Source organism: Bacillus sp. X1(2014) (genome assembly GCF_007678255.1).
Map to the genome: position 1 here is coordinate 304,268 of NZ_VEED01000004.1, position 17,475 is coordinate 321,742.

General features: G+C 38.5%; 18 protein-coding genes. 8 read left to right on the top strand and 10 right to left on the bottom strand.

Annotated elements, in window-relative coordinates; translation table 11 throughout:
• Positions 1-110 precede the first annotated feature (110 nt).
• Together FS608_RS11290 and FS608_RS11295 are read right to left on the bottom strand one after the other, a co-directional pair.
• Positions 111-311 carry a cold-shock protein gene (locus FS608_RS11290; protein WP_026566955.1) on the bottom strand — a complete coding sequence of 67 codons (201 nt, stop codon included), beginning with the start codon at positions 309-311 and terminating at the stop codon, positions 111-113.
• 126 nt (positions 312-437) lie between these two features.
• On the bottom strand, positions 438-1,187 hold the full coding sequence (locus FS608_RS11295; protein ID WP_144549950.1) for a Cof-type HAD-IIB family hydrolase: 750 nt from the start codon (positions 1,185-1,187) through the stop codon (positions 438-440).
• Between the two features lie 209 nt (positions 1,188-1,396).
• Between FS608_RS11295 and FS608_RS11300 the strand changes: the two genes are divergently transcribed.
• From FS608_RS11300 to FS608_RS11310, 3 genes are read left to right on the top strand one after another with little or no spacing between them, the layout of a single operon-like run.
• On the top strand, positions 1,397-1,666 hold the full coding sequence (locus tag FS608_RS11300; RefSeq protein ID WP_144549952.1) for a spore germination protein: 270 nt from the start codon (positions 1,397-1,399) through the stop codon (positions 1,664-1,666).
• Between the two features lie 17 nt (positions 1,667-1,683).
• Positions 1,684-1,926 (top strand): spore germination protein, encoded by a 243-nt coding sequence (locus FS608_RS11305; RefSeq protein ID WP_144549954.1) that lies wholly within the window; start codon positions 1,684-1,686, stop codon positions 1,924-1,926.
• A gap of 12 nt (positions 1,927-1,938) precedes the next feature.
• Complete coding sequence (locus FS608_RS11310) at positions 1,939-2,346, top strand: Hsp20/alpha crystallin family protein (RefSeq protein WP_144549956.1); 408 nt, start codon at positions 1,939-1,941, stop codon at positions 2,344-2,346.
• A 170-nt stretch (positions 2,347-2,516) separates the two neighbouring features.
• Here the strand turns inward: FS608_RS11310 and FS608_RS11315 are convergent, their stop codons facing one another.
• Positions 2,517-2,819 (bottom strand): iron-sulfur cluster assembly accessory protein, encoded by a 303-nt coding sequence (locus FS608_RS11315; RefSeq protein ID WP_144549958.1) that lies wholly within the window; start codon positions 2,817-2,819, stop codon positions 2,517-2,519.
• Positions 2,820-3,190: 371 nt separating this feature from the next.
• On the opposite strand from FS608_RS11315, the gene qoxA reads away from it, so the two are divergent.
• Genes qoxA through qoxD form a run of 4 tightly spaced genes read left to right on the top strand, consistent with a single transcriptional unit; the run spans position 3,191 to position 7,032 of the window.
• Complete coding sequence (gene qoxA / locus FS608_RS11320; RefSeq protein ID WP_144549960.1) at positions 3,191-4,177, top strand: cytochrome aa3 quinol oxidase subunit II; 987 nt, start codon at positions 3,191-3,193, stop codon at positions 4,175-4,177.
• Complete coding sequence (gene qoxB, locus FS608_RS11325; RefSeq protein ID WP_144549962.1) at positions 4,167-6,143, top strand: cytochrome aa3 quinol oxidase subunit I; 1,977 nt, start codon at positions 4,167-4,169, stop codon at positions 6,141-6,143. Before qoxA ends, qoxB begins: the two co-directional genes overlap by 11 nt.
• Entirely contained in the window at positions 6,133-6,738 is a 606-nt protein-coding gene (gene qoxC / locus FS608_RS11330; RefSeq protein ID WP_144549964.1) for a cytochrome aa3 quinol oxidase subunit III, read from the top strand. Before qoxB ends, qoxC begins: the two co-directional genes overlap by 11 nt.
• The gene (qoxD, locus tag FS608_RS11335; RefSeq protein ID WP_098575300.1) at positions 6,739-7,032 is read left to right on the top strand and encodes a cytochrome aa3 quinol oxidase subunit IV; all 294 of its coding nucleotides are present in this window, start codon (positions 6,739-6,741) and stop codon (positions 7,030-7,032) included. It abuts the gene before it with no gap.
• 77 nt (positions 7,033-7,109) lie between these two features.
• Here the strand turns inward: qoxD and pssA are convergent, their stop codons facing one another.
• The 4 genes from pssA to FS608_RS11355 all read right to left on the bottom strand — a co-directional run bounded on the left by pssA (position 7,110) and on the right by FS608_RS11355 (position 11,313).
• Positions 7,110-7,820: a CDP-diacylglycerol--serine O-phosphatidyltransferase gene (gene pssA / locus FS608_RS11340; protein ID WP_186328686.1), complete on the bottom strand. Its 711-nt coding sequence runs from the start codon at positions 7,818-7,820 to the stop codon at positions 7,110-7,112.
• 19 nt (positions 7,821-7,839) lie between these two features.
• A complete protein-coding gene (locus FS608_RS11345; protein ID WP_144549966.1) occupies positions 7,840-8,511 on the bottom strand; it encodes a phosphatase PAP2 family protein in 672 nt (223 codons plus the stop codon).
• A 166-nt stretch (positions 8,512-8,677) separates the two neighbouring features.
• Positions 8,678-9,466, bottom strand: a complete 789-nt coding sequence (locus FS608_RS11350; RefSeq protein ID WP_144549968.1) for a TerC family protein — start codon at positions 9,464-9,466, stop codon at positions 8,678-8,680.
• A 314-nt stretch (positions 9,467-9,780) separates the two neighbouring features.
• Entirely contained in the window at positions 9,781-11,313 is a 1,533-nt protein-coding gene (locus FS608_RS11355) for a carboxypeptidase M32 (protein ID WP_313958710.1), read from the bottom strand.
• A gap of 242 nt (positions 11,314-11,555) precedes the next feature.
• Here FS608_RS11355 and FS608_RS11360 point away from each other — a divergent pair, with 242 nt between their 5' ends.
• Positions 11,556-13,634 carry a peptidoglycan D,D-transpeptidase FtsI family protein gene (locus FS608_RS11360; protein WP_395947772.1) on the top strand — a complete coding sequence of 693 codons (2,079 nt, stop codon included), beginning with the start codon at positions 11,556-11,558 and terminating at the stop codon, positions 13,632-13,634.
• 50 nt (positions 13,635-13,684) lie between these two features.
• On the opposite strand, the gene FS608_RS11365 is transcribed toward FS608_RS11360, so the two are convergent.
• The 3 genes from FS608_RS11365 to FS608_RS11375 are packed head-to-tail and all read right to left on the bottom strand — an operon-like array spanning position 13,685 to position 17,329.
• Positions 13,685-14,140 (bottom strand): (2Fe-2S)-binding protein, encoded by a 456-nt coding sequence (locus tag FS608_RS11365; protein ID WP_144549974.1) that lies wholly within the window; start codon positions 14,138-14,140, stop codon positions 13,685-13,687.
• Positions 14,141-14,175: 35 nt separating this feature from the next.
• Positions 14,176-15,012: an FAD binding domain-containing protein gene (locus tag FS608_RS11370; protein WP_144549976.1), complete on the bottom strand. Its 837-nt coding sequence runs from the start codon at positions 15,010-15,012 to the stop codon at positions 14,176-14,178.
• On the bottom strand, positions 14,999-17,329 hold the full coding sequence (locus tag FS608_RS11375; RefSeq protein WP_144549978.1) for a xanthine dehydrogenase family protein molybdopterin-binding subunit: 2,331 nt from the start codon (positions 17,327-17,329) through the stop codon (positions 14,999-15,001). The genes FS608_RS11370 and FS608_RS11375 overlap by 14 nt, the downstream gene beginning before the upstream one ends.
• Positions 17,330-17,475 lie beyond the last annotated feature (146 nt).

Genomic DNA, 17,475 nt, shown 5'->3' on the forward strand with positions numbered 1-17,475 from the left:
CCCTTTCATTTACCGTGAAGATTATATTCTCTTCTTAACGGTAAATGGAGCACATCGCAATATTATAAAAAAAACAGACCCAAAGACTGGGTCTGTTTATCGGCGGGTCATTATGATTTACGGACGTTTACTGCTTGTGGTCCACGTTGGCCACTTTCAATTTCAAACGTAACCTCTTGACCTTCGTCTAATGTTTTGTATCCTTCGCCTTGAATAGCAGAAAAGTGAACAAATACATCTTCTCCACCTTCACGCTCAATGAATCCAAAACCTTTTTCACTGTTAAACCATTTTACTTTACCTGATTCCATTCTTTGTAGCCTCCTAGCATGTAACAATTACATGTAAATTGCAAATTGATTGCATAATTATTTTTACCCATTTCATTTTTTCCTATACCATGAGAATTTCAAAATTTTACTGGAAATGAACAATGTTTATAAAACCCATTTGTAGATTGCTTTTGCGACTCCGTCTTCCTCATTTGTGGAGGTCACCCAATCTGCAGACTCTTTAACAAGTTCTTGAGCATTTCCCATCGCAACTCCCAGGCCGGCTGCCTTAATCATCGCCAAATCATTCAGACTATCACCAACCGCCATTACATTTTTCATATCCAATCCGAGCCTGTTACAAACAATCTCAAGACCCTTCGCTTTATTAATGCCGGCCGAATTCACTTCGATATTTTTCAACGTGGAATTACTAAGTTCAAATTCACCCTTTGCCTGTAATTCTTTCATGATTATCTCTCTTGTATCGTCATCATCGATATTAAAGCCAAATTTCATCCATTCTAAGGTATGTAAGTCCTCTGGCATTTCATTATGCCAATTACGTTCCGTGCTAATCGCCCAAAACTTAGTGTTATGCTGCTGCGATAACCTCCACATCCACTCAACAAGCTCGGACTTTACCAAGTTCCTCTCTACTAATTCACGTTGATTATCCCATATTTCGCTCCCATTAACGGTGACCAAATAAGAATCTAGTTCCAATGAGTCAGCATGCTCACGGCTTGTCAAAAGCGAACGGCCTGTACTTAGAACCACATATATTCCTTTGTCCTTAGCGTCTTTGATGGCTTGGCGATTCGCATCCGAAACTTGTCCTTTATTATTTAATAGCGTACCGTCCATGTCGAGTGCAACTAGCTTGATTTCAATGTCATTTTTTAATTTATCCATATGTAAACACATACTCCCTTCGACTTTTCCTATTATTAGATTAACATCATTTCTAAAAACTAATCAAACTCTCAAGTTTACATAACATCGGTATTATAAATAAAAAACACAAGGACTCTGCGATTTTCCGTTGGATCCTTTATTAAGTAACATATAGGCACTCTATTGCATATAGTACCCATAAGCCAAGAATAGAAAGGTGTTTAAAGATGTCATCGGTTGTTATCAATTTATATTATCTAAAAATCAACAGTATTTCGGGTAATGGTTCCATAACTATAGGGGAAGCATCTCATAACAGCCCCACAGCCAATAGTAAATTACAAGGAATTAATGCTTCATATGGAGATACATCACCAACTGAGGCAATGATGGAAAACCTGTTAAATGATCCAGATGTAAATGATCAAACCTCCATTGGAACTACTGATTCTACTAATATAAATACACCATTTCAACCTGTACCACCAATCTTATAATATAGGAGTTTTTTGATATGCCATTTCAAATCAATATTTTAAATTTCAAGATAAATGGAGCTGCCCAAAACGGGAATGTTGATATTGGTCCTACCGTGCATAACAGCCATACTGCTAATAGTAAATTTGTTGGAGCAAATTTCTCTTTAGGTGATTTTTCACCAGCTTCTTCTCTTATGAACTCGGGTAATATAGATACAGATGTTAGTGATCAGGATCAAATAGCTAACCCTTCAATGCCTATTGCCAATCAACTTTAAAGGAGCAGTAATATGGATATTGAAAAAATGAGAAAATGGCTAGAGATTACCAACCAATATAGAGAGAGCAATTTTTGGTCTAATGTACTCAAGCAAAAACAACCCGATGAATTTTTTAGAGAAGTATCGTTTAATCCAAAATTTGATCTATATCAAAATGATTATTATAACTTTATTATTTTTGAAATACCTGGAGTAAATCAAGAAGATATTTCGCTTAGCTTAATTTCAAATACACAATTAAAAATTAATGGCAGTATAAAACCTGTGTTACCATTTGAAATGGAAATGATGAGAGAGCGCGTATATGGTGATTTTGAACGAGTAATTGACCTTCCTGAACCAACACAGGCTCATTTAATACATTTACAAATTAATAATGGACTACTTCATTTATCATATCCTCGAAATAAGTGTTAATTATAGATATAAGAACTTTGGAGTCATTCTCTCCTCCAATATCATAAAGGTTTAGTGCAAAAAGATTTCCCTTCTATAATTGTAGAAGGGTAAACCTGCTTATCTGTCCCCCAAAAATTTTAATAATAAAAAAACGCCTGCCAATAACAAGCGCTTTTAATGTATTTCTATTAATGATGGTGATGAACACCCATGGTTGGGTTAGTAATTAGCCATTCTTCTTTCGGTAATTGGAAATATTGGATCCAGATACTATTTAAAGTTGGATCATTTTTATCAAGGATGAAATCAATTTCTTTATCACTTGTGACTACCACATCGTTTTCGCTTGGGGTATCAAGCCTTAAATCATAATGGGCATGGTCCCCATGAATACTTGTGACATAAACACGGAATAGTTTTCCTTGTGCTTCTTCTTGTTCTAACATTTTTTTCAAAGCTTTTGCTGCATTACGATTCACTTTTACCTTCATTTTTTGCTCTCCTCTGTCTATGTATTCCTTCGTATTATCCCACTCTTTTGCAAAAATAGACAATTATTAGTTTCGAACAAAAAGGATAAAATTTCCAGGTAAAAAAATACATACATATTTTTCCTCGATAGGAATTTTAAAACCTTAACAAATTTGTCACAAATTAATCGAAAAACGTATATAAACATCACAGCATTATTGTTAATATAGGTTTAGAAAATACTAACAGACTAATTACTATTAAATAATAACTAATTTAATTTAGACTCATTTACTAAATTGGAACAAAAAAAGAAGTAATTCAGTCTTGTTTGTGAAAGGTTTCACGATTATAATCGTAAAAGTGAACATTTTGGAGGGGAGAAAAATTCATGTTTAAAAAAAGCTACTTAATCCCACTGTTAGCTTTAGTACCAACTTTGCTTTTAAGCGGATGTACGAATATGGTCGTCTTTGATCCAAAAGGGCCAGCCGCTCGTGACATTCTAGATTTAATTAACTGGTCACTTATTTTTATGCTGTTAGTGATTGTCGTTGTATTTGGTTTATTTGGATATATCATCTGGAAATATCGTGCTAAACCTGAAAATGCAGATTACGAACCACCTGAAGAACATGGCAGTACAAAATTAGAAATTATTTGGACTGTAATTCCTATTCTTATTGTCATAGCTTTAACGATTCCTACTGTTAAAACAATCTACAAGCTAGAAAAAGTACCTGCTGGATATGAAAATAAAAAACCAATTACCATTAATGTGACTTCTGCCGATTGGAAGTGGATTTTTAGCTACCCTGAACAAGGGATTGAAACTGTGAACTACGTGAATATTCCTGCTGGCACACCTGTGCAATTTAAGCTTACTTCTGCGGGAACAATGCAGTCTTTCTGGGTTCCTGCTTTAGGCGGCCAAAAGTATACCATGAACAAGATGGAGACAGAGCTGTACCTCACAGCCGACAAACCTGGTGAATTTTTAGGAAGAAATACAAACTTTAACGGTAAGGGCTATGCTGAAATGGAATTTACCGTTGAGGCGAAATCCCCTCAAGCCTTTGAGAAATGGGTAAAAGAAGTTAAAGACACGGCTCCTAAATTAACAGAAAAGAAATACAATCAACTTCTTAAACCTACACACTTAGGACGTGAAACATTTATTGGAACTCATCTTGCCTGGGTAAACCATGCGGATATGAATTCTAAAACTTATACAAATCCTGAATTGTACGAAGTACATGGTGTAAAAGGAAAAATTTTCGAAGAGAAAGAAACAAATAGTCATTCTATGGACATGGAAGGTATGGAAAGTATGGACAAGAGTGAAAAATCAGATGGAGGTGAGCACGATGAACATTAATTGGCATGACTTTTTTATTGTTGGCAACCCATTAATACTAGGTTCCCAGATTGCTATTCTCTTAACAATGATCGGAATTGTTGCTGGAGTTACCTATTTAAAGAAATGGAAATGGCTCTGGAGAGAATGGTTAACAACCGTTGATCATAAACGAATTGGAATTATGTATATCCTCTCTGGTGTATTAATGTTTTTCCGTGGCGGAGTGGACGGACTTTTAATGAAGGCTCAAACCTCACGTCCAGAAATGAAATTTTTAGATGCACAACATTACAATGAAATTTTTACTACACACGGTGTCATAATGATTTTGTTTGCAGCGATGCCATTATTAATTGGCTTAATGAACGTGGTAATTCCGCTGCAAATCGGTGCTCGTGACGTTGCATTCCCACAACTTAACGCATTAAGCTTCTGGTTGTTCTTTAGTGGTGCAATGCTGTTTAATATTTCGTTTGTTGTCGGTGGGTCACCTGATGCTGGTTGGACTGCATACTTCCCTCTTGCAGGTAAAGAATTTACTCCAGGAATCGGGAATAACTATTATGCGATTGCCTTGCAAATTGCTGGGATTGGTACCCTGATGACGGGGATTAATTTTATAGTCACTATCTTAAAAATGAGAACAAAAGGCATGACACTAATGAGAATGCCAATGTTTACATGGACTTCATTCATTGCGTCGGTGATTATTGTCGCTTCATTCCCAATTTTCACTGTTGCGCTTGCATTAATGACGTTTGATCGGATCTTTGGAACCCATTTCTTCACCTTAGCGGGTGGCGGTATGGATATGATGTGGGCTAACCTCTTCTGGTTATGGGGGCACCCTGAAGTATATATCGTTGTCCTTCCTGCATTTGGGATGTTCTCTGAGGTTATTTCAACCTTTTCAAGGAAAATGTTGTTCGGGTACAAATCAATGGTATTCTCCATTGTGGGAATTGCGTTTTTAAGTATGCTCGTTTGGGTTCACCACTTCTTTACAATGGGAGCTGGACCAGGAGTAAACTCTGTTTTCTCTATTACAACAATGATGATCGCCATTCCAACGGGAGTCAAAATGTTTAACTGGTTATTTACGATGAGAAAAGGACGTATTCAATTTACAACCGCGATGCTTTGGGCACTTGCGTTTGTTCCTTGCTTTGTCATCGGTGGCGTTACAGGAGTAATGCTTGCGATGGGTGCAGCGGATTATCAATATCACAACACCCTATTCCTTGTCGCTCACTTCCACTATGTGTTAATTCCTGGTGTTGTGTTTGCGGTATTTGCTGGACTTTATTACTGGTGGCCAAAAATGTTCGGCCATATGCTCAATGAGAAAATTGGTAAAATACATTTTTGGTTCTTTACAATTGGATTTAACTTAACGTTTATGCCAATGTTCTTCCTAGGATTAGATGGTGCGGTGCGTCGTTCGTACACTTATTCAGCTGAATCAGGCTATGCACCATTATTCCTTTTATCCACTATTGGCGCAGTTATCTTAGCGATCGGCTTTGGCGCACTTTGCTATAACATTTATTGGAGTGCACGCTATGCAGACCGTAATATTTCAAACGATCCATGGGATGCAAGAACACTAGAGTGGGCAACTGCTTCACCGCCTCCATTCTATAATTTTGCAAAACTGCCTGAAATTAAATCAGTCGATAGCTTCTGGTATATGAAAAAGAATAACGAAGGATTGACGTTGAAAGACGAAGAAATTGAAGAAATCCATATGCCAAGTAATTCCGGCTTACCAATCTATATGGGTGTAATCTTTGGCATTGCTGGTTTCTTCCTAGTCTTTGAATGGAAAATTGCGGCACTTGTAGCCACTGTTGGAATCCTAATCGGGTTAATCATTCGTTCATTTGATTACAACGATGGTTTCCATGTTCATGTTGACGAAATCAAGGAAACTGAAAAAGCATGGCGTAACGTCGATAAAGGGGGGAACAGCCATGTCAGCTAATGTAAACACAGCCTTACCACTCGAATATCAAACAGAACAGAACCGAATGAATATTCTCGGATTCTGGATTTTCTTAGGAGCGGAGATTGTCCTCTTTGGTACCCTCTTCGCGGTGTTTTCTGTCCTAAGTGCGAGATATGCTGGCGGACCAACACCAAAGGACCTTTTTGAAATAAAAGATGTTATGGTCGAAACGATACTCTTATTAACTAGTAGTTTTACTTGCGGTCTTGCCATTTATGAGATGCGCCGTCATAACCGGAATGGATTATTGTTATGGTTTATCATTACCCTTCTCTTAGGTGCTGGCTTCGTGTTCATGGAAATCACAGAATTTATCCATTATGTTCATGAAGGAGCCACAATGCAAACAAGTGCTTTCCTTTCAAGCTTCTTTGTATTACTTGGAACACATGGACTGCACGTGAGTATGGGTATTGGCTGGGCGACTATGGTCATTATCCAAATACTAAAACGAGGTTTAACACCTGTAACTGCTCGTAAAACTTTTATCATCGGACTATATTGGCACTTTTTAGATGTTGTCTGGATCTTTATTTTCACATTTGTGTATTTAGCAAGGATGGTGGCATAAATGGCTAAAAATACAAAAGGATTTCCACTTACACATGTTTTAGGTTTTATTATGTCATTAGTACTAACTTTTGCAGCACTTGGTGTGGCACTGAAAACCAATCTTCCTTTTAAAACCATACTCTGGATCATTGGTTCATTAGCAGTCATCCAAGCTGCCCTTCAATTATATATGTTCATGCACATGAACGAAGGAGAAGACGGCAAGTCCCAAATCATCAACGTCGCTTACGGATTCTTCATCGCCTTCGTAACCGTAGCGGGATCGATCTGGGTTATGTCGTTCGGAATGTAATTATAAATGTAGGTAAATAAATAGGTGTCAGGCACCGTGTGAATTCTTCACATGGTGCCTGACACCCTTTTTTGTTCTTATTTTTTTATTCCACCGTTAATTTTTCTCTTTCTTCTTACTAATTGGAAGATGATAAAAGCTATGTAAAGCGGGATTGCGACATAGATGAAATATGGGAAGCGATGCTGTTCTTTTTTGAAGACAAGGTATATCGCGTACCCTAGGAAAAGTGTTACGATAATTCCATATTTCGGCAGTGGCACATCTTTCAAACTTGGGATTTTTATCGTGCTCACCATTAAGTAACAGATGATAAAAAAGGCAATGGGCAAGATGATCTCTGGCATCTTACCTTGGAACAGTGTTAGCAATGTTAACAATCCCCCACCTGCAGTGATGGGAACACCGGTAAAATAATGATTTGAAGATTTAACAGCATTAATATTAAAACGTGCTAATCGATAGGCTCCGAATAAAGGGAATAATCCTGAAATGGCCATCCCTGCTATACCAAACTCAGAGAAATAAGAATAATAAGCCATCATTGCCGGTGCAACACCAAAAGTTACCACATCTGCTAGCGAATCTAACTCTTTTCCCAATTCACTATCAACCCGTAACATTCTTGCAATCCTTCCATCCATACTGTCGAGCATCATCCCTATTAATATTAATATGGCTGCATTTTTGTAATCCCCCTGTGCGGAATACATTATGGATAAATATCCGAAAAATAAGTTAGAAATGGTAAATAAATTAGGAATACTGTTTCTGATAATATGTATCACTCCATACTAGATAAAAAATTTAGGCATTATTCTTTTCACGTCGCTGTTTTTTATTATAACGTTTTTCCTGATAATATTGGAAAAAGAAAATAGCTGAAGTAAGCCAAAAGCCGCTAGCAAAATATCCGCCAATGATATCACTTGGGTAATGGACTCCTAAATAAATTCGACTGAGCCCAATGGCTAAAATCATCACCATACTTACGAAGATTAGTACCCATCTTCCTAACCTGCTTGTAATATGCCGCCATAATAAGAACGAAATAATCCCATAGACCGTAAAAGCATTCATCGCATGCCCGCTTGGGAAACTATAACCTTCTATTTCAATTAAGCGATGAAACTCAGGGCGAACTCGTTGAAAAAAATTCTTTAAAATTCCATTTAAAATTGCAGAACCCGCTATGGCCGCGACAAATAAGATTAATTCTAAGCGATGATGGAGTACTTTATAGAGAAAAAATAAAAGAAAAAGGCTCAGAACAATGACAAATGGAGCAGAACCAATAAACGTAAAGAATTTCATCACATATGTAAGAAGCGGTGTTTCCAGTCCTTGTACACTGTTGATTATAATACGGTCAAAATGAATGATTTTTTGGTCACTTATTAATAAGGATATCAGACTAAAGCCAATAATGGAAACAACACTCAGGCTAAAGGCGATTATTAGATATGTTTTTAATTTCATCAATACAAACCTCACTAGAAAATTGGATTTATGATTATACTTTATAGGATGCTCATTGGTTCAACTTCTACAACGTTTAACCTCACTGTCCATTGAATGCTATGTAAAAACCATAAGAAAGGCAGATTGGGTTGAGTCTGCCTTTCTTATGAAGGTAAAAAAATAATTATAGTGTCTTTGGTTCTTCTCGCACTGGTTCTACACTTTTATCTTTCGAGAAAAACCAGCCAGCTGCGGCGATCACTACTAATACTACATAAAAGGTTATTTTCCAAACTGTTGAATGAGCAAAATCTTCATTTATAATCGCTAACATAGGATGTGATAATGTGTAGACCGCAAGCTTCACACCAACCCAGCCTACAATAGTAAACGCAGCAATTTCTAAACCTGGTCGTTTTTCCAATAAATTTACAAACTGATTCGCTGCAAAGCGCATAATAATTAATCCAATAATCCCGCCAGCAAAGATTACCAAGAATTTACCACCATCCAGACCACCGATATTTGGAAGCGGTGTGTTTGGCAGGGCAACAGCCATTGCGACAGCAGCAAGGATCGAATCAACGGCAAAAGCAATGTCAGCCACTTCAACTTTTAATACCGTCACCCAAAAATTGCTCTTTTTTGCCCCTTCCTTCTCCTCTTTATCTTCTTCTTTCCCTTTAATGACCACCTTACGGAATATATGATTCCCTGCCATAAACAGCAAATACAGCGCGCCAATGGCTTGAACCTGCCACACATCCACAAGGAACGAAATCACAAACAAAGAAGCAAAGCGAAACACAAAAGCTCCTGCCAAACCGTAAAATAATGCCTTCTTACGTTTTTCTTCTGGTAATTGTTTCACCATAATTGCAAGTACTAAAGCATTGTCAGCGGCTAAGAGACCTTCTAATGCCACCAAGATTAATAATACCCAGCCGTATTCCAGTAAAAGAGTTAAGTCCATGAATATTTCCTCCTTAAAGTTGGTTTTTTTCAAAAAATACTCCCTTACGCCATAAAAATAGGCCTTTACTGATTACAGTAAAGGCCTAAAATAACACGCAAAAAGACCTTTACAGTAAAGTAAAGGTCTTGCTAACAACGTAAATGTTGCCAATAAAGCCGGAGTAATGAATACTCGGAATGACGACTTTATTGTAGCAGCTACTCCCCTTTAAAAAGGAAATATTTAATTATTAATAGTTTATTATACTGTAAAGAAAATGTCAATGTTAGTTTTTAAGAGATTAATATTTACATACTTCACTGCTTTACAGTTTACAATCCATAAACCTCTGTATATTTTTTCTCAAGATATTCAACCAAATATTCCGCGTTTAATTCTTCCCCCGTTACCTTAGCAATTAATTCATTCGGTGTATAAAGCTTTCCATATTGATGAATCTTTTCTTTTAACCATTCTTGGATAAGATCAAAGCGTCCATTTTCAATATAGTTATAGAAATCTGGAAGGTCTTTTTGAATCGTACGGAGAATTTGAGCTGCATAGAGATTCCCTAATGAATAGGACGGGAAATAACCGATGCCTCCAAATGACCAATGAACATCCTGCAAGACGCCTACTGTGTCATTACTAGGTTTTACACCGAGATAATCTTGCATTTTTTGATTCCAAACTTCTGGCAGGTCCTTCGCTTCAATCTCCCCGCTGATTAATGCTTTTTCAATTTCATAACGAAGCATGATATGCAAATTATAGGTTAATTCATCGGCCTCAACACGGATATATGAAGGCTGCACCGTATTTACAGCCCGATAAAATTCGTCAACAGTCATATTTTCGAGCTGCTTTGGAAAATACTCTTGAAGTTTAGGGTAGAAATACTTCCAGAATTCCTTACTGCGGCCGACCATATTTTCTAAGAATCTCGATTGAGATTCATGGATACCGAAGGATGCTCCGCTTTGTAGAACAGATTCCTCAAATTGAGGATTGATATGCTGCTCATAAATTCCATGCCCAGCCTCATGAATGGTTCCAAATAAAGCAGAGCGGACATTTCCTTCTAAATAACGAGTCGTTAATCGTACGTCACCTGTATTAACGGTTTGAGCAAAAGGATGTACCGTTTCATCCAATCTACCCGCTTCAAGATCAAAGCCAATAATAGGCAGGATATAGCGGTTAAATTCTTTTTGCTTTTCAATCGAAAACGATTGTTCAAAAATTTCTGCCTGTGTCCGCTTTCCATTTTGTTGAATTCGTTCTAAAAGCTTAACACTTGAATCTCTTAATTTTGCAAACAGCGGATCGAGTTTTTTCACCGTTAAACCTGGTTCAAACTCATCCAGAAGGGCATCGTACGGATGGTCCTCATACCCATAGATTTCAGCAAATCTTCGCTTGTAATCAACTATTTTCTCTAAGTACGGAAGGAAGCGGGCAAAATCATTGTTCTCCCTTGCCTCTTCCCAAGCATCATTTGCCTGAGCCGTTAAGATGCTATATTCCTGAAACAAGTCAGCAGGAATGCTCTTTGATTTTTGGTAATACTCTTTATATTCTCTAACTTTTGCTCTTGTCACTTCATCTAATAATGCCAAGTTATCAGGAAGAGTTAGCTCCCCTAGCAGCTCTCCCATTTCCTCAGAAACAGAAAGCTTAAAAATTTCCGTCCGAAGGGTCCCAGTTGCCTTGGCGAATGTACCTCTCCCTTTTTTCGGTGCCATGACTTTTTGATCCCAGTCAGCTAAACCAATGATGCTTGAAAAATGAGTGATTTTTTCATCCAAAGCCTTAAATTGCCCTAATGCCTTTAGTACCACTGGATCAATGACTTTCTGTTCCATCATCTAGACCTCCTAATCAATCTCTCGTTTCTAAAGATGTTTGTTTTAGAAAAAACCACATCCCTTCTGATTATAAAGTAAAACTTAAAATATGGGGAAAAATTAGAAATTTTTTTATAGACAAAAAATTTATCAAACTAGAAATGTGTGGATTTATAAATAATGAATTGGAATAATTATCATACTGCTATTTACAAATGGGCAGGATAGGTATGTAAATCATATTTGTTTAAGTAAAAAGGATGTGCAGGAAATTGGAAAAACAGAAAAAAAATAAGTCCCACTTCCCCTTTCGTTTAAATATATTATTTTTCAGTGTTTTTTTCTTATTTTCCGTACTAATCCTCCGGCTTGGTTTTGTGCAAATTGTTTATGGTGAAAATTTCAAAAGAGATTTAGCAAGAAAAGAAGATATCACGATTAGTAGCCCCGTCCCGCGAGGAAGAATCCTTGACCGAGATTACAAAATTATCGTTGATAATGTCCCTAAAAGTGCCATTTCTTACACCAATGAAGGGTTTAGCCAAGGAGTCATGCTCGAAACAGCTGAAAAGTTAGCAAAACTGATTTCGAAAAAAACAAACAAGGTGACGGATAGGGATAAACGCGATTTTTGGATTATGACAAATCCAGAACGCGCCGATGCCAAAATCTCAAAAAAGGAAATGGAATTATATTATGCAAAGAAATTAACAGATAATGATATTTATAAATTGAAATTAGAACGCATCACAACTGGCGAATTAAAGGAATTGACTAATGAAAAACTAGAGGTCCTTGCACTTTTTAAAGAGTTTAACAATGGCTACAAGTTTACAACTCAAATCATTAAAAATGAAAACGTGACGGCGAAAGAATTGGCTGTCGTAAGTGAGAATCTGCAATCACTCCCAGGGGTGGATACTACTACGGACTGGGAGAGGTCTTACGCTTTCAACCAAACCTTAAAGTCAGTATTAGGAAAAGTAACCAAATCCGATGAAGGGCTGCCTGCTGAACAATTAGAATATTTTTTAGCAAGAGATTACAGCCGTAATGACAGAGTGGGAAAAAGTCAACTTGAGTGGCAATATGAAAATGTCCTACATGGTTACAAATCAAAAATAAAAAATGTAACCGATAAAACAGGAAATGTAATCGAAAACCATCCTATATCAAATGGAAAAAAAGGAAAAGACCTTGTTTTAAGTATTGATATGGATTTACAAAGGAAGATTGATCGAATCATTGAAGAGGAGCTTTGGGCTGCGAAAAGATATCCTGGAACCTATCTAACAGACAGAGCATATGTGGTTTTAATGAACCCAAAAACCGGCGAAGTCTTAGCTATGTCTGGTAAAAAAATAGTAAGAAATAATCAAACAGGCAGAGTAGAAATGGAAGATGATGCTCTCGGTACATTTACCACCACCTATAATGTTGGTTCTACTGTCAAGGGAGCAACTATTTTGACTGGATATAAAACAGGCGCGATTACTCCGGGGACAGTTTTTGATGATACAGGATTAAAAATCAAGGCCACTCCTTTAAAGAAATCCTATGCCTACTTAGGCAGATTAAGTGAAATTAATGCCTTAAAATTATCTTCCAACGTTTATATGTTCCATACAGCGATAAGAATTGGAAAAGGGCATTATGAATACGAGCAGCCATTAAATATAAGCGCGAAGGCATTTGATACCATTCGTAACTCGTTTGCCTCGTTCGGTCTTGGAACCAGAACAGGAATTGATTTACCGAATGAGCAATCGGGATTTAAAGGTCAAAGTCACTTGCCGGGATATTTGCTTGACCTGGTGATTGGTCAATATGATACTTATTCTGCTATGCAGTTGGCACAATATATTTCTACCATCGCAAATGGCGGTTACCGAATGCAGCCGCATGTTGTGAAACAAATGCTCGAACCAAAAGAAGGAACAAGTGAACTTGGTCCTGTTGTAAAAGAAATATCCCCAACGGTCCTAAATACAATTGATATGAAATCAGATTGGCTGTATCGCGTCAAATTAGGATTTAGAAAGGTTATGCAAGAACGTGGCGGCACGGCTTATAAATATTTCGGAAATGCACCCTACTCTCCTGCCGGAAAAACAGGTACAGCTGAAGCTTTTTACGACGGACCAGAGCGGTACCGATTTGGGAAAGAACCACCACCAGTTATGAACCTTAGTTTGGTAAGTTATGCTCCTAGTTCGAATCCTGAAGTGGCTATGGCGGTAATTGTACCATGGGCTTACCAGGGCAAAAAAGACAATCGGGCAAACTTGAAAATAGGACGCCGTGTTTTAGATACTTATTTTCAGATGAAGAAAAGATAATCAATCTTAGGGTGCCAATGAATGGCATCCTTTTTATTCCGTTATTCCCTTTATTCATTTTTCCTTAACACAGATTTCACAGCCTTTTCTATTTCTGCATAACCGGTGCATCGACAAATGTTTGACTCCAACCATTCCTTGATGATTTTATCTTCTGCATCTGGATGCTGCTTGATTAACGAGTGACAGTTCATTATAAACCCAGGTGTGCAGTAGCCACATTGGAAAGCAAAATTTTCAACAAAAGCCTGCTGGATGGGTGTACTCTCCAAACCTTCAATTGTTGTTACCTTCTTTCCATCCGCTTCAACAGCAAGCATTAGACATGATTTCATCGGCCACCCATCAACATTGACTGTACAAGCGCCGCAATCCCCGTTCAAACACCCAGGCTTTGCACCAGTCAGTCCAAGACCTCGGATTGCATATAAAAGGGTATCGCCTGACCGTACCATTACACTTTGCTTTTCTCCATTAATATTTAGTATAAGCGAATGCGATTTCACCCCTAACCCTCCTTCCTTCAATTAAACTATCAATCTCAAGAAACAGGACCCAATGCAGCAAACACATCTGACAAGATATTCCGTAATACAAAAAGCCTGTATTCTGCTGACCCTTCAACATCATCTAAAATCGGCTTTGGTAACTTAGCAAGGGCATTAGTAATTCTTTGAGTCAAAGGCAGTTCTTTATTATTTAAAGAAGACTCCAACTCCTTTGACCGGAACGGAAATGGGCACAAGCCACTGATTGCAAAGCGCACCTCCTGCCCCAATTTTAATGCGGCTACTGTAATTAGTGGATAACCAGTGTCCCACTGTTGACGGCGTTTGATACTAATAAATGGTGCGGCTATGAACCGGGATTCTGTTGCTAATTGAACAAGTAATTCCCCTTTTTTCAATTGAAGCTGCTCTTGAAATATTTCATTGATTAGCACCATCTTTTTTCCATCGGGACCAACAATTAATACTTTGCTGTCCGCGAGCAAAAATGGTAAAACAGCTTCTCGATAAAAAATTCGTGCACATATATTCCCACCTAAAGTAATTTTCCCACGTGCCGTATGGTCCGCAACTTCACTAGCTGTATGAGTTAGCAATGGAAAAAGATTTGCCTCTTCAATCTTTGTAAGTGAAAGGGTACTGCCTAGCAGCAAATGATCACCGTTTACCTGCATTACCTTGGATTCAGGGATATCCTTAATATCAATAACCGCCTCGGTATACGCTAAATCGATTCTTCCAAGCGTAATTAACTCCGTGCCGCCAGAAAAGAACATTGGATTCTTTCCATCTTTATCTAGAGACTGATATAAATCGACTGCCTCGTTTAATGTGGCTGGTTTAAAATAATCAAACTCAAAGGGAAGCATTTTTTTGCGCCTCCTTTGCTTTCCAAATCAATTCAGGAATAAGCGGTAGATGGTGAAGTGAAACCCCTGCAGCCGTAGACAAGGCATTACCGAGTGCACCAGGCATACCCATTAATCCATGCTCCCCCACACCTCGTGCCCCATACGGACCATCTAATAGCGGTGTTTCAACGAATCCCACTATATATTCAGGATTTTCTCCATAGCGGAGGGGCCGATAGGTTCGGAGCTGGGGATTAAGAACCCGGCCTTGATCGTCAAAATAAAACGTTTCCCTGCCAGCAAATGCTAATCCCATGCTCATCGCACCCATTACTTGGCCTAATGCAGCTTTTTCATTTAAAACTCGCCCAATGTCAACCACCGTACAGGCCTTCAATACCCTATAGGTATAATCTCTTTTATCAAATTCAATTTCTACACCATAGGCTGCAACTGTCCACTCAGGCCCCGGCTTACCTGCCCCAGTTTCAGGATCCAAATGGGTTATATGACGTAAGATATAATTCCCTCGCCCAATAATTTGTCCGCCTATCGAATTACCATTAGGATATTGATAACCATAGCAGATGTCTTTAATCGGAATTCCTATGGATGGATCATCCCTCAAAAAGACTCGGTTATTAGCTACCACAAGATCTTCTGTCGGTGCTCTTAAAACGGTCGAAGCAATTCCCTTTAATTGCCTGATCACATCATCCGCCGCTTCGAGCAGTGCCCTTCCTGCCATAAATGTTCCTCTGCTAGCGACAGTTTTCCAATGCTCTGGTGTTGTTTGCGTATCCACTTCCATCCGAACATGTATCTTATCCACACTCATCTTCAGCCTTTCTGCCAGTATCTGAGCAAGGACTGTCTTCGTTCCAGTTCCAATTTCAATTACACCAGAAAGTAAATTGATACTTCCATCTGGATTAAATGTTAATATCACTCCCGAAGGGGCATTGGGATCAATCGTCGATGTTTTCCAACTGCAGCTAACCCCCTTTACTCTCACAAACCGCTCGTTTACCTCTTTGATCGTACCTTCATCCCACTTGATTAAATCTCTTACTCGCTCAATACACTGTTGTAAGTTACCGACATTACTTTTATTTAAACGGACCCTTGTCGGAGTCGTATCCCCCGGTTTTATTGCATTTATATACCGAAGTTTAAGCGGGTCCATTTTTAATTTTAGAGCTAGTAAATCAAATGTTCGTTCAATAGCAAAGGAAAGTTCAGAATGACTAAAGCCTCTAAATGGGGCTGCATAGGGGTGGTTTGTATACATGCAGTAGGAATCACACCAGACATTTGGTATGTTATATGGTCCAGTACAATCCGACGCTCCAGCCCTAGTAAGATCAATCGCTTTATCGGAATAGGCACCGCCATCCCATAAAAAGCGGATTTCCGCCGCTCTTATTTTCCCGCTGTGATCGGCTCCAATTTTAATCTTTGCATCTAAACCGATGTGACACGGCGATGTTAAGATATCTTCTTCTCGCGTGTTTAAGATCTCTACCGGTTTTCCACCCACTGCTTTAGATGCAAGATAGGCCAGGACCTCCAGTTGTACGGCTGCCTTTCCTCCATATGCACCGCCAACAAGTGGTGTTCGAACAATAATCTTCCCCATATCCTCACCAAAGTAATCAGCGATTAGCCTTTTAACCATAAAAGGGGCTTGAGAAGATGTAGTAATAAAGATATTCCCATCGGGCATGATTTCGGCAGACGCACACCTTGTTTCCATTGCCGCATGATCAGAAGGAGAAAAAGAATAACTTGCTTCCACCACTGTGTTTGTGTCAGCCCACCCTTTTTCCATATTACCTTTACGAATTTTTATATGGGTAGCAATGTTGGTGTCAGGCACCGGGTGAGAGTCATCCTCCTTTTTATATTTCCCTAAGTTCTCATGGACTAAGGGTGCTCCTTTTTCAAATGCTTGGGACGGGGAGTTTACGACCGGCAATAATTCATATTGGACTTTAATCAGGTCAGCCGCCATCTTAGCCTGCGCTGGTGAATCAGCTACAACAAGTGCAACCGTTTCACCGTGGTAGCGGACCTTATCAAAGGCGATAGGCGGCCGGTCTCGGATGGCCTCCCCTGTTAATGGATACTCCTTTCCAGCCAGAATGGCCCTAACCCCATTAATCTTCCAAGCTTCGGATGCGTCAATTTTCACTATCTTCGCATGGCCATAAGGACTAATGACCATTTTGCCCGATAACATCGGATTGGAATGGTAATCATGGGTATATTTCGCCCTCCCTGAAACTTTATCAAGAGCCTCTTTGCGAATGACACTTTTCCCAATAACCTCCAAATTTATCCCTCCCCCCACATTTATGTGGATTACCTATCCTATTTATATTTATTTGGAGGCTATTCCTAGAATGATATATTTATTAATTGCTGACTAAATATCCATATTTGTGTAAAACCTAACATAAATCATTATTGGAATAATTG